Origin of the sequence: Sodalinema gerasimenkoae IPPAS B-353, assembly GCF_009846485.1 — a bacterium.
Classification (GTDB): Bacteria; Cyanobacteriota; Cyanobacteriia; order Cyanobacteriales; family Geitlerinemataceae; genus Sodalinema; species Sodalinema gerasimenkoae.
Genome location: NZ_ML776472.1, coordinates 2,424,332 through 2,437,140, shown reverse-complemented (window position 1 = coordinate 2,437,140; position 12,809 = coordinate 2,424,332). Strand labels below are relative to the sequence as shown.

Here is a 12,809-nt window from a genome sequence, read left to right as displayed (position 1 = left end):
CTTGCGTCCCGGACAAGACTTCAGCCCCTGATGTGCCTTATCTTTTGGGGCGCTCGACTTTAGTATAACATGAAATCAGCAAACCGCAAGCAGTCAACGACAAAATTGGCTGAAACTCTGGTGTATTTTGACAATTCCTTAAACATTCAGAGTTAGACCATTGGCTAAGGCGACCCAATCCTCAACAGCTAGACATTCCGCGCGACTCTCTGGGGGCAGATTTCGTTGTTCTAGGAGTGTTTGTAACTCATCCGTATCAACTTGTCCTTTGAGGTTGTTACGTAGCATCTTGCGACGACTAGAAAATCCCAACTTAATCAAGGTTGCCATTTTCTTGGGATTTTCGGCGGGAACTGAAATTGTACGAGGGGTGAGACGAACGACAACGGAATCCACTTTCGGCGGTGGGTAGAAGGCTTTGGGGGGAACGTGACAGATGGATTCGCAATCGGCTAAGTATTGAACTCGCACGGATAAGGCCCCGAAGGTTTTGGAACCGGGTTTGGCGCAGAGGCGATCGCCCACTTCTTTTTGTACGAGTAATACAATGGACTCATAGGGGTTAGGATTGGGCGCGTCCACGTCTCCAAGGAGTTTTTCTAAAATCGGGGCGGTGATATTATAAGGAATGTTAGCAACGACTTTATTTTGATTCTGAAAAATGGCGGGAGACTGGGCTAGAGTTTTAGATACATCTAGGGATAAAAAATCACCCTGAAGCAGCAAAAAATTTTCGATTGTACCAAGTTTTTTGGCAAGTTTTTGACATAAGTCGCGGTCGAGTTCAACGGCCACTAACGATTCAGCCAAGGGGAATAAACGACGGGTTAATACGCCTTGTCCGGGACCGATTTCTAGGACGCGATCGCTCGGTGAAAGTTGTGCAGCGGCGACAATTTTATCAAGGACTGCATCACTGCGAAGCCAATGTTGAGCAAATCGTTTACGAGGGGGCATGGTTTGGGAAAGGGAACAGGGAACAGGGAACAGGGAACAGGGAACAGAAAAGACGTAGGGGTGCGCCCTTGTGGACGCCCTAGGCAATAGGGAAAGAGGGGGGAATGGGAGACTAGATATGATAGGTTGAGATGTGTTAGATGTCGAGGTCAGTGGCTGGAGATGGCGTACTTAAACCTGCGGGGTGTTGACCATTACTATGAATGGATTACGGGGGAGTCTGGGGGAGACGAGAAGCCAGTCATGGTGTTTCTGCATGGCTGGGGGGGATCGGGACGCTATTGGCGGAGTACGGCCCGGGCCTTGAGCGATCGCTTCGATTGTTTACTGTACGACATGAGGGGCTTCGGGCGATCGCGCCTGCCAGACAAAAGCCAACTTGAGGCGGCCCTGGATTATGAACTCGAAACCTACGCTGATGACTTGGCGGCCTTGCTGGATGCCTTGGTGGGCGATCGCCAGTCCTCCCAAGTTTATCTCAACGCTCACTCTATGGGAGCCTCCATTGCCACTCTCTTTATCAACCGTTACCCCGAACGCGTCAACCGGGCCATCCTTACTTGTAGCGGCATCTTCGACTACGACGAACGCAGCTTTACCACGTTTCACAAGATTAGCCGTTGGGTGGTGCAGTTTCGCCCCCAGTGGCTGGCCTCGGTTCCCTGGGTTGATCGTCTATTTATGGCCCGCTTCCTGAACAAGACTATACCCAGTCACGAAAGTCAAGCCTTTCTTGCGGATTTCTTGATGGCCGATTTCGAGGCAGCATTAGGGACGGTGTTAACCTCTGTCAGCAAGCAAGCGGCGGAGACGATGCCCAGTGAATTCGCCCAAATCACAGTTCCCACGCTGTTGGTAGCTGGGGAACGAGATATTATCATTCCCGCTGCGATGGGCCGTAAAGCCGTCGAACAGAACAAAAACGGGATGGTTCAATATCTCGAAATTGCTGAGACGGCCCATTTCCCAATGTTAGAGGATGCCGCAACGTATCTTCAGGGAATTGCCCCCTTTTTGGCGGGTTAGCGCAAGAGGCAAAAGGCAAGATCTCCCCTCCAGGGAGGGGTTAGGGGTGGGTTCTCCCCTGTTCCCTGTTCCCTGTTCCCTACCCCACCGATTGCGGTGTTTTCTCTGAGGTGGACTCCTTAGTATTCTGATTGAGTTGTCCACCAAACTTTTGTAGTTCGTAGAGTTTTACGCCAATTTGATATTCATATTGACTCAACAAACGACCATAAATATAGCCGGCGCGACCATCTAAAAAGCCCAATTGTAAGATATAAAAGAGGATAAAACGCAACAAGGGTTTGAAGGGAAGACGCACCCAAATTTTCTTGAGAAAGCGCTTCCGTTGTACAGAATCGCCGAATAAATTAGCGCCAATAGTTCCGTCTTCAGCTTGACCTGAAAGGAGGTTATAATAAACCCGAGCTTCCCAGTTGGAATAACGATTGTGACGAGCGAGCCAGTGATAAATATCTCGGAAGTCGATATGTAACATATCTTCTTTGAGATAACCGGCTTGACTGGGAAGAACCACGTGTTCGTGAACTTCATTATCGCCGGTGTTGGGAACAGCCTCGGTACTTAGATTTTCATAGCGACCGAGTTTGTGCTTGAACAGGCGCAAATTCCAATCGGGGTATTTACCGCCGTGACGAATCCATTTACCGAGGAAAAAGACCCGGCGGTTGAGATAGTAGCCGTCTTTTTCATTTTGTTCAACGACTTGGGCAATTTCATCCCAAAGTTCGGGGGTGATGCGCTCATCACAATCGACAATCAATACCCAGTCATGGGTGAAGGGTAAGTTATCTAAAGACCAGTTTTTCTTTTTCGGCCAACGTCCATTAAAGTGAAATTGAACCACCGTTGCGCCGTACTGTTCAGAAATCTCGCAGGAGCGATCGCTACTTTGGGAGTCCACCACGAAGACTTCCGCGGCCCGAGAAACACTTTCAAGACAAGCCGGGAGATTAGACTCCTCATTCTTGGCGGGAATGAGGACGGACACGGGAATCTTATGATCAGTCGAAGACATACAAGCTAACCTACGCAGTTTAATGGAAATGGGGATTCAGTCAAGATGAGGGGAACAGCTTGAGTTAAGAGCTGGTTTCAGGGCGATCGCCAGGGAGGTCTTTGGGAGGAAAGAGCATTCCCTCAATTGCAGACCCTAGATAGCCAATCTGACCGTAAGCATACACCAAATTCTCAAAGCGTTGTGCGGGGTTGCGCACAAATTTAACGGACTTATAAAGTCCTCGGGCGATTCGTTCCCCTCCTCGTAACAATTGTTTAGACCCAGCGTTTCCCGCCAGTTGTTCCCGATAACACTCACTCACCCCTTGCCACCAGCCTCGTTGTAAAAACCAGCTACGGTTCACCCGTTCTGGGGCAACATTATGAGCCACCAAGGCATCGGGGAGATAGGCGACTTGCCAGCCGAGATTTAATGCTTTTTCCGTCATATAGAGTTCCTCGTTGGAGAGGAGTTTTTTACCCACTCGTCCTAAATTGGGGTCAAAGCCGCCAATCTGGTTGAGGAAATCACGACGGATACAGTAGTTCAAGCCTCGGGGGGTCAATCCTGGGTTTTCGATCAAGCGAAGCTCCTCCCCTAAATCATAGCGCCCGAGACAGCCGGACATGTCATCGGAGAGCCAGGGCGGTTGAGACATCCCCTCAGCCCAAATGAGGGTCACTTTACCTCCGGCGATCGCCAACTTATCGTTCTCCTCAAAGGCCCGACACAGACAACTCAGCCAGGTGGGACTGGCCACGGCATCGTCATCGAGATAGGCAATCAGGGGCGCTTCGCTGGCCTTGGCCCCGGTGTTACGGGCAACGGATAGCCCTAGGGTGGGTTCCCAGATATAACGCAAACGGGGATGGGGCGATCGCGCCTCAACGACGGCTTTGGTTGTATCTGTAGAACCGTTGTCCACAACGATAACCTCATAGTCCGGGCAGTCTGCTTGTTCCAAGAGACTATCGATGGCAGCCCCTAGATAGGTATCTCGGTTATGAGTACAGATAATTGCAGAGATCTTTAAATCGGACATGAAATCCTCAAACGCCAGCGACTCCGGGAACGGCGACCTTTAGGACCGCTCTCGTCTGTTATAGCAGAAGAAAGGCAGTAGGCAGTAGGCAGTAGAAAAGACGTAGGGGCACACCCTTGTGGTTGCCCTAGGCAGTAGGCAGTAGGGGGGTGGGCAAAAAAAACCTCCCGCATCACCAGGAGGAGTCAAAAGGAACTGTCGCATCACAGAGGAAATTTCATCGAGCGCCTTATGCGGAGTCAGGGTATCGCACCCAGGCAAACTGTTAAGGAACTTGAGGAACTGAGGTTCCGCACTTCTTTGAACTCGATGACCTCAGTATGACAGCGATCGCCCAACCGAGGCAGTGATAAGCATCCGGGGTATCCGTGATACTGCCGTAAGTTTACGGTGATGGATTCCGAGGTCTTTGGGTGACACCATTACAGGGGTGACGGTGATATGGCTCACAAATAATACTTAGATAGAAGACCTAAGTACTGTACTTAGATATCTCCGTAGACCGGAATCGCCGCGCCACGGACATCCTGGGCCGCCTCTGAGGCTAGGAAACAAATCACGTCTCCCAGAGAACCCGGTTGAACCCAAGTGTCAGCCGCATCTTCCCCCATCGCCTCGCGATTGCTGGGGGTGTCAATGACACTGGGAAGCACGCAGTTCGCCGTAATTCCGGTATTGCGAGTTTCTGCGGCGATGGACTTGGTGAGGGCGACGACCGCGGCTTTCGCGGCACAATAGGCCGCCAATTGGGCCCCTGGCTCGACGGCCCCCCGTGAACCCACAGTAACAATCCGTCCATATCCCTGTTGTCGCATCTTGGCCAAACTGTACTTACAGGCCAAAAAGGTGGTGTTGAGATTGAGATCGAGGTCTTTGCGCCAATCGTTGTAGTCATACTCATGGGTAGCCCCCATGGAAAACCCGCCCACGAGGTGAATCAAGACATCAACTCGCCCCATATCCTCCACCAATTGGCGGACGGCACTTTCATCGAGTAAGTCCAGGAGGACAAACTGAATTTTGGAGAAGTCCTCCCCTGACATGTGCTGTTTGAGACGATCGACTTCGCTGGTATTGCGGTAAGGAATGGTGAGACTCGCTCCCTGGGCCACCAGTTTAGGTGTAACTCCCATCCCCAGTCCTCCAGTTCCTCCGGTCAGTAAGACGGTTTGACCCTTCACAATGCAATCTCCCTTGCTGCGTTCTGTTTCTAGTCTAGGGAGATTAGTAGCCGACTTCTAGGGTAACGGAGGCGGTCACTTGCTGTTCTCCCCCTTCAATAGGGGTGGACGCGTCCATGGCCATAGCTTCCATCCGTTGATAGGGAACCGGTGGAGCGCTATGACTGGTTTGGTTGACGTTGATGCTGACAATATCTCGGCGTTGGAGATTGAGGGTTCCTAGAACAACGTCGGCTTGGGAGCGAGCATCGAGGGTGGCTTCTTGTAGGGCGCGATCGCGGGCCTGGGCGATGGCGTCATCACTGCCGATAAAGTTAATCCCCATAATGCGAGTTGCACCACGGGAGACGGCAGTATCGAGGAGTTCTCCGGCTGCGTCAGTCGAAATTTGGAAACTGACGGTATTGGAGGCCCGATAGCCTGTAATGACCTGTTGGTTATCACGACGGCTATAGATGGGGTTGAGCTGAACGCCGGTGGTTTGCAGTTTCTCCACATTGCGCGATCGCAACAGTTCAACCACCGCCGACGATTGACGAGCGGCCTGTTGTTGGGCGGACTCAGCCGTCTCAGCGTCCACTTCTACCCCTAAACTCACCTGAGCGATGGTGGCGGGGATAAAGACGGAACCTTGGCCTTGAACCGTCAGGGTTCGCCGGGATTGTTCTTGAGCCATAACAGGGGGTGGGGCCATGAGGGCGATCGCTCCAGATGCAAGCATTAAGGCCGCAGGGAGAGCGAGTAGTCTGTGGGAGAGGCGCTTCATCATCTTCTGTACTCCAGAAATCCATATCCCTCAATTCTGCCGTAAGCGAGGGTTTATCCGCCTCCTAAAAGTCTTTGGCGGACACTTTCCGCGATTTGGTTGCCCAGGTAGTCCGGGATAGCGCATTCATTGGGTCCGAGGAGGTAGAGAATTAAGCGAGTGCGTCCTCGCCAGACGAGGAGGTTGGCATTGACCACCAGTAAATCTTCCTGCCAGATGGCATACATGACTTTATAGAATAACCCCGGTTGGTTATCGGCTTCGATTAACAGAGCCGGAAGGTGGAAGACAGGATCCACATAGAACTCCGTTTCCACATCTTCTAAACCCGCATCCAGGTTAAACTCCACCGCCAACATTTCTTCAACTTCAAAATGTCCCGCGAGGGCTTCCCGAACCGCCCGGGCCACGTTATCCGCTGTTTTTTCCGTCAACGCTTGGCCCCCACGAGACACAATTAACTTGACAAACACCAACATCGGGGGAGCAATTTGCCCGTAGAGACTGAGACTGTGAATGGTTAAGCCATAAGCAGCAAGGACCCCAAAAATGTCACTGAGCAAAAATGACTGATTGCGATAGGCGAAGTGGAGGGCACTTTTGGAGCCTTCCTGACGCAATTCGATGACAGCTTGTCGGGTTTTGTAAAGGTGATACGCCAATTTGAGGTTTTGCAGTTGGATCTCGCTGCTGACAAACTGTTCGTAAAACTGGGGAAAAGCCCGATTGAAGCGTTTAAGGAGGTCGAGAGTGGATGATTTTAAGCCCGCAGCCATAGTCACCGTTAACTGAACTTGTAAAATCTATCGCATGAGACGCGATGCTTGTGGATGCTCATGGGGGCGATCGCGCACTCGGCGGGTACTCCCCTGTCGGGGTGAATCCCCAATCGAGTCGCCATTCATCCTCCGCCTAAGGAGAAGACGCTACTCTACTTTAGGCGATCGGCGATCGCCTGAGCGGGGAAATTGGATCGGTCGAATTTCTTGGCGATCGGCCGGTCTAACGGACATTCGCCGGATATAATGAACCATACCGGGCCGTCCTCAAGCCCGACAACGTCTAATCAGCACGCTACGACACCTGCATGGGTTTTTGGAAAAGCATTTTCAGCAGTTCGGATTCGGCTTCCCCATCGCCGAACGCCATCTCCTTGGAGGAGTACTCAGCACCCGGCATGAGCGATCGCCTGGGGACGCAAAGCCGGATTTACTTTAGTACTGACCGCAGTATCGATTTATACGAACTCGAAGAACTTTGTGACTCCGTCGGCTGGGCCCGTCGTCCTCTACGCAAAGTTCGTAAAGCCCTCGAACACAGTTACATGGTCGTTTCCATGTGGGAAGTGCGAGGAACCCGCAAGCGTCTGATCGGCTTTGCCCGAGCGACATCCGACTGTGCCTTCAATGCCACGGTCTGGGATGTCGCCATCCGCCCAGAGTTTCAAGGAAAAGGTCTGGGCAAGGCCCTAATGAGCTATCTCATCTCCAAACTACGACGGGACGACATCAGCAACATCACCCTCTTCGCTGATCCCCATGTGGTTAAATTTTACGGCGGTTTAGGCTTTCTTGCTGATCCCGAAGGCATTAAAGGGATGTTTTGGTATCCCAATTGAAGAAGGCAGTAGGCAGTAGGCAGTAGGCAGTAGGGGGGAGAAGGCAAGAGGCAACAGGCAAGAGGCAACAGGCAAGAGGCAAAAGGCAAGAGGCAAGTTTTCCCCTCCTGGGAGGGGCTAGGGGTGGGTAATACAGAATCCGCATACCATAAGCCCCTTCCTCGTAACTTGGCTGGAGCAAAGTCATGCCCTGGGGAGGCTCTGCCTCCCGATTGCAGGGGTGAAGCTTCCCTACTGCCTACTGCCTACTGCCTGTTCCCTGTTCCCTGTTCCCTGTTCCCTGTTCCCTGTTCCCTGTTCCCTGTTCCCTGTTCCCTGTTCCCTGTTCCCTGTTCCCTGTTCCCTGTTCCCTGTTCCCTGTTCCCTGTTCCCTGTTCCCTGTTCCCTGTTCCCTGTTCCCTGTTCCCTGTTCCCTGTTCCCTGTTCCCTGTTCCCTGTTCCCTGTTCCCTGTTCCCTGTTCCCTGTTCCCTGTTCCCTGTTCCCTGTTCCCTGTTCCCTGTTCCCTGTTCCCTGTTCCCTGTTCCCTGTTCCCTGTTCCCTGTTCCCTGTTCCCTGTTCCCTGTTCCCTGTTCCCTGTTCCCTGTTCCCTGTTCCCTGTTCCCTGTTCCCTGTTCCCTGTTCCCTGTTCCCTGTTCCCTGTTCCCTGTTCCCTGTTCCCTGTTCCCTGTTCCCTGTTCCCTGTTCCCTGTTCCCTGTTCCCTGTTCCCTGTTCCCTGTTCCCTGTTCCCTGTTCCCTGTTCCCTGTTCCCTGTTCCCTGTTCCCTGTTCCCTGTTCCCTGTTCCCTGTTCCCTGTTCCCTGTTCCCTGTTCCCTGTTCCCTGTTCCCTGTTCCCTGTTCCCTGTTCCCTGTTCCCTGTTCCCTGTTCCCTGTTCCCTGTTCCCTGTTCCCTGTTCCCTGTTCCCTTCTTCCCCCCTGTTCCCCATTCCCCGTTGACGGTACTATAGGAACAGTATTGGTAAGAAATCTTCATATTTTATCCGTTGATATGGAATCAGGAATCGACCTCCAAGGTAGTGTAATCGAGATCCTCGGGGGCTTTGGTATCCCAGCCGGATTGGCCAAAGTCATCTGGATGCCCGTCCCCATGCTGCTGATGTTGGTAGCCGCCACCGTCGGAGTTTTAGTCTCCGTTTGGCTAGAGCGGAAAATCTCCGCCGCCGCTCAACAGCGGGTTGGCCCCGAGTTTGCCGGGCCCTTGGGGACCTTGCAACCCGTTGCCGACGGCTTAAAGCTACTGTTCAAAGAAGACATCATCCCCACGCGGGCCGATCCCTGGCTCTTTACCCTTGGCCCGGCGATCGTCGTGATCCCCGTCTTTCTGTCCTATCTCATCGTTCCCTTCGGACAGAACCTCGTCATTACCGACCTCAGTATCGGTGCCTTCCTCTGGATTGCCCTATCGAGTATTACCCCCATCGGCTTACTGATGTCCGGGTACTCCTCCAACAATAAATATGCCCTCATTGGGGGATTACGGGCTGCAGCTCAGTCTATCAGCTACGAAATCCCTCTCGCCTTATCGGTGTTGGCGATCGTCTTGATGTCCAATAGCCTCAGTACCATCGACATCGTCAACCAGCAAGCTGACTACGGCATTCTCAGTTGGAACCTCTGGCGACAACCCGTCGGGTTTGTCATCTTCTGGGTTGCCGCCTTAGCTGAAACCGAGCGACTTCCCTTTGACCTTCCTGAAGCAGAAGAAGAACTGGTGGCTGGGTATCAGACTGAATACACCGGCATGAAATTTGCCCTGTTCTATCTGGGTTCTTACGTCAACCTGGTTCTTAGCGCCCTTTTCGTCTCCATCTTCTACCTCGGAGGTTGGACACTCCCGATTCCCGTTGAAACCTTAACCCAATGGCTTGGGGTGAACGAATTTTCCCCCGCTGTGCAGGTCATCACCGGTTCCCTCGGAATCACCATGGTTTTGTTGAAAACCTACCTGTTTGTGTTTCTGGCGATTTTGCTGCGCTGGACGACACCTCGAGTTCGCATTGACCAACTCTTGGACCTAGGCTGGAAGTTCTTGCTTCCCGTCTCCCTAGCCAACTTGCTCATTACCGCCGCCCTCAAACTTGCCTTCCCAGTTGCGTTTGGTGGCTAAACTTGCCCCTCCGTGGGACTTATTACGACTATACGGGAGAACACCATGCTGAAGTTTCTCAAACAAGTCGGCGACTACGCCAAAGACTCCTTTCAAGCGGCCAAATTTATCGGCCAGGGATTAGCCGTTACCTTCGACCATATGGGTCGTCGGCCGGTGACCGTGCAATATCCCTATGAAAAACTGATTCCCTCAGAACGCTATCGGGGCCGGATTCACTTTGAATTTGATAAGTGCATCTCCTGCGAAGTCTGTGTGCGGGTTTGCCCCATCAACCTCCCCGTGGTGGATTGGGAATTTAACAAAGAACAGAAGAAAAAGAAACTCAACCACTACAGCATTGATTTCGGGGTTTGTATCTTTTGTGGCAACTGCGTGGAGTACTGCCCCACCAACTGTTTGTCTATGACCGAAGAGTACGAACTCAGTGCCTACGATCGCCATGAACTCAACTACGATAGCGTGGCCCTAGGACGACTTCCCGAAAAAGTCACCCTCGATCCGATGGTACAACCGATACGAGAACTGGCATACTTACCCAAGGGTGTCACCGAACCCCACGATCTGCCCAAAGGATCTCAACGTGCGGGTCGTCACCCTGAGGATATCCTCGAAGAACTCGAACAAGAGAAGGCGAAGCGGCAAAAAGCCAGCGCCGACTCTGAGAACAACTGATTCCCGAGGGGAACAGATCTCATCGAGTCTTAGAGTACCGATTGGGCGGGCCTAACCTCGCCCGTTAGGATACTCCGAGGGATAGTGTTTGCAAAGCCTGTAAGGAAATCAAGGAAAAAGCTGTGAATTTAGCTGAAGGCGTTCAACTCGTCTCATTTGGAATCTTAGTCGCGACGACCATCGCTGCTTCTTTGGGCGTGGTCTTACTGGAAAATATTGTCTATTCTGCGTTTCTTCTCGGGGGCGTGTTTATCAGTATGGCGGGGTTATATCTGCTGCTGAATGCTGATTTTGTCGCCGCTGCCCAAATCCTCGTCTATGTCGGTGCTGTCAACGTGCTGATTATTTTCGCCATTATGTTGGTGAATAAAACCGAGGTCTTTAAGCCGATGAAAAATGCCTGGTTCCGCAAAGGGGCAACGGCTTTAGTCTGTGTGGGCTTGTTTGCTCTGTTGGGGACGATGATTCAATCGACCTCCTGGGCTGTGTTGGAGACGATTGAACCGGTTTCGAGTACGGCACTGCGTCTCGGACAACATTTCTTTAGTGATTTCTTGTTGCCCTTTGAGTTGGTCTCGGTGCTGCTGCTGATGGCGATGGTGGGGGCAATTATTTTGGCTCGCCGGGAATTTATCCCGGATTTGGATGCCGAGCAAGAGTTTGTGTTTACGCTCCCTGAACGTCCCCGCGAACCGGTTGGGGCGATCGGAGAGGCTCCTGATGATTCTGACAGTTAAGTCCTGACAGTTAACTCAAGGAATTTACAGGTCATTTAGCCTGTTTCAAATGACATGTTCCCGATATAAACCCCATTGTTCGCCCTGGGTGTTCCCCGGATGGGGTAAGCCTAGAACCTGATTCAACCTCTCGATAAGCCTTATGGAACTGCAACTGGAATATTTCTTACTCTTGGCCGCTGCTCTCTTCTGCATTGGCATTTATGGACTCATTAATAGCCGTAATGCGGTGCGGGTGTTGATGTCCATTGAGCTGTTATTAAATGCCGTGAATCTAAATCTGATGGCATTCTCCAACTATCTGGATGCGGATGCCAAAGGACAAGTATTTTCGGTGTTTGTGATTACGATCGCAGCGGCGGAAGCGGCAGTCGGGTTAGCGATTGTGCTTGCGATTTACCGTAACCGTGACACCATTGACATGGAACAGTTCAACTTATTGAAGTGGTAACTCGGACAGAATACGGGGTCTCCCCTGAGATGACTCCTGTTGATGATCCTAGTTTAATTGTCGAGTTGTGACGTTAGACGGGGTTGAGACAGGAGTCTTTTGCTGGGTACTCGGGTTCATATCGCCACTGAACTCTTACCTGATATCCCAAAGTTTTCGATAATTGGTAGTTAAAGATACAAAAAAGGGAGATTTTCTCCTCGCTTTACATAAGCTTCACAGAAATTTCCCAATTCAATATGGTTTCTTTACGGAATGTATGTTCTAATCTCGTAGGGTGGACATAGGAGGACAATTTGCCCAAGGGTGATCGCCTCCTATACCCATGTCGCCCTTTGACACTTTGGTAAGAAACGCCATGCTTCGTATTGTGAATCTGTTCCTAGCTCCCATCGACGGCTGGCTGGCATCCCTAGAGATTAACAGTCCCCAACTCGCCACGGCGATTGTGCGTCTAATTCCTGCACAATGCCCCTTTGAGCGCGATATCAGCCTATGGGGCCATCACTTGTTCCATATTCCTCCCATGTGCAAACTCAACCCCCTCTACGATCGCTTCGTTGAGTTACGCTTTCGCGCCCTCTGCTACCTCGTCGACACCTGCGGAAGCGACATCAGCGCCTTCTCCTAAAGCCGTCCCTAAACCAGTTTTCTTCAAGTTTTCCGTCTAGCAAACACTGCCACTTCAAGCGCCTGAAGCGCCTCTTCAATCACCCCATTGGTGACCTGTACATCAAACTCGTCAGCCGCTTGAAGTTCCTCCTTGGCCCGTTCGAGTCGCCGCCGAATCGCCTCGTCTGAGTCGCGATCGCGCCCCCGAAGCCGCCGTTCTAACTCCGCAAACGAAGGAGGATGAACAAACACCAACAACGCATCCGGGAAGCTGCGGCGCACCTGGCGGGCCCCTTCCACTTCAATCTCTAAAATCACCCAATGACCCTGCGCCATCTGTGTTTCCAAGGATTGGCGCGGGGTTCCATAGTAATTGCCCGCAAACTCGGCCCATTCAATAAAGGCATCCTGGGCAATCTTGTCCTGAAACTCCTGCCGAGTCAAAAAATGATAATCCACCCCATCCACTTCACCTTGACGGGGTTGACGAGTCGTCGCCGAAATCGACAGACAAAGCTCCGGGTGGCGTTGGCGTAGCGATCGCAGTAACGTCCCTTTACCAACCCCACTCGGACCTGTCAAGACAATTAATTTTCCAGCAGTCATGATCTCGTTGCGGCCATTCCTTAGGGAATGATCGA

15 protein-coding genes are annotated in these 12,809 nt (G+C 51.9%); 7 read left to right on the top strand and 8 right to left on the bottom strand.

What is annotated here, in order from left to right; translation table 11 throughout:
* Positions 1-138: 138 nt before the first annotated feature.
* Complete coding sequence (gene rsmA / locus L855_RS10715) at positions 139-957, bottom strand: 16S rRNA (adenine(1518)-N(6)/adenine(1519)-N(6))-dimethyltransferase RsmA (protein ID WP_159787873.1); 819 nt, start codon at positions 955-957, stop codon at positions 139-141.
* 162 nt (positions 958-1,119) lie between these two features.
* Between rsmA and L855_RS10710 the strand changes: the two genes are divergently transcribed.
* A complete protein-coding gene (locus L855_RS10710) occupies positions 1,120-1,983 on the top strand; it encodes an alpha/beta fold hydrolase (RefSeq protein ID WP_159787870.1) in 864 nt (287 codons plus the stop codon).
* Between the two features lie 79 nt (positions 1,984-2,062).
* On the opposite strand, the gene L855_RS10705 is transcribed toward L855_RS10710, so the two are convergent.
* The 5 genes from L855_RS10705 to L855_RS10685 all read right to left on the bottom strand — a co-directional run bounded on the left by L855_RS10705 (position 2,063) and on the right by L855_RS10685 (position 6,745).
* Positions 2,063-2,998, bottom strand: a complete 936-nt coding sequence (locus L855_RS10705) for a glycosyltransferase family 2 protein (RefSeq protein ID WP_159787867.1) — start codon at positions 2,996-2,998, stop codon at positions 2,063-2,065.
* A gap of 64 nt (positions 2,999-3,062) precedes the next feature.
* On the bottom strand, positions 3,063-4,022 hold the full coding sequence (locus L855_RS10700) for a glycosyltransferase family 2 protein (protein ID WP_159787864.1): 960 nt from the start codon (positions 4,020-4,022) through the stop codon (positions 3,063-3,065).
* A gap of 485 nt (positions 4,023-4,507) precedes the next feature.
* Positions 4,508-5,203, bottom strand: coding sequence for a 3-oxoacyl-ACP reductase FabG (gene fabG, locus L855_RS10695; protein WP_159787861.1), 696 nt, complete (start codon positions 5,201-5,203; stop codon positions 4,508-4,510).
* Between the two features lie 43 nt (positions 5,204-5,246).
* Positions 5,247-5,972, bottom strand: coding sequence for an SIMPL domain-containing protein (locus tag L855_RS10690; protein WP_159787858.1), 726 nt, complete (start codon positions 5,970-5,972; stop codon positions 5,247-5,249).
* A gap of 50 nt (positions 5,973-6,022) precedes the next feature.
* Positions 6,023-6,745 (bottom strand): ACT domain-containing protein, encoded by a 723-nt coding sequence (locus L855_RS10685; protein WP_159791070.1) that lies wholly within the window; start codon positions 6,743-6,745, stop codon positions 6,023-6,025.
* Between the two features lie 401 nt (positions 6,746-7,146).
* Between L855_RS10685 and L855_RS10680 the strand changes: the two genes are divergently transcribed.
* Entirely contained in the window at positions 7,147-7,587 is a 441-nt protein-coding gene (locus L855_RS10680; RefSeq protein ID WP_246198808.1) for a GNAT family N-acetyltransferase, read from the top strand.
* 231 nt (positions 7,588-7,818) lie between these two features.
* On the opposite strand, the gene L855_RS10675 is transcribed toward L855_RS10680, so the two are convergent.
* Complete coding sequence (locus L855_RS10675) at positions 7,819-8,559, bottom strand: hypothetical protein (RefSeq protein WP_159787852.1); 741 nt, start codon at positions 8,557-8,559, stop codon at positions 7,819-7,821.
* Positions 8,560-8,574: 15 nt separating this feature from the next.
* On the opposite strand from L855_RS10675, the gene nuoH reads away from it, so the two are divergent.
* The 5 genes from nuoH to L855_RS10650 all read left to right on the top strand — a co-directional run bounded on the left by nuoH (position 8,575) and on the right by L855_RS10650 (position 12,187).
* Entirely contained in the window at positions 8,575-9,693 is a 1,119-nt protein-coding gene (gene nuoH, locus L855_RS10670) for an NADH-quinone oxidoreductase subunit NuoH (protein WP_159787849.1), read from the top strand.
* Positions 9,694-9,741: 48 nt separating this feature from the next.
* On the top strand, positions 9,742-10,368 hold the full coding sequence (ndhI, locus tag L855_RS10665; RefSeq protein ID WP_192925067.1) for an NAD(P)H-quinone oxidoreductase subunit I: 627 nt from the start codon (positions 9,742-9,744) through the stop codon (positions 10,366-10,368).
* Between the two features lie 122 nt (positions 10,369-10,490).
* Positions 10,491-11,105, top strand: coding sequence for an NADH-quinone oxidoreductase subunit J (locus tag L855_RS10660; RefSeq protein ID WP_159787843.1), 615 nt, complete (start codon positions 10,491-10,493; stop codon positions 11,103-11,105).
* 148 nt (positions 11,106-11,253) lie between these two features.
* Complete coding sequence (gene nuoK / locus L855_RS10655) at positions 11,254-11,556, top strand: NADH-quinone oxidoreductase subunit NuoK (protein WP_192925066.1); 303 nt, start codon at positions 11,254-11,256, stop codon at positions 11,554-11,556.
* Between the two features lie 358 nt (positions 11,557-11,914).
* The gene (locus L855_RS10650; RefSeq protein ID WP_246198806.1) at positions 11,915-12,187 is read left to right on the top strand and encodes a Mo-dependent nitrogenase C-terminal domain-containing protein; all 273 of its coding nucleotides are present in this window, start codon (positions 11,915-11,917) and stop codon (positions 12,185-12,187) included.
* Between the two features lie 23 nt (positions 12,188-12,210).
* Here L855_RS10650 and gmk read toward each other — a convergent pair whose 3' ends face one another.
* Positions 12,211-12,774 (bottom strand): guanylate kinase, encoded by a 564-nt coding sequence (gene gmk / locus L855_RS10645; RefSeq protein WP_159787837.1) that lies wholly within the window; start codon positions 12,772-12,774, stop codon positions 12,211-12,213.
* Positions 12,775-12,809 lie beyond the last annotated feature (35 nt).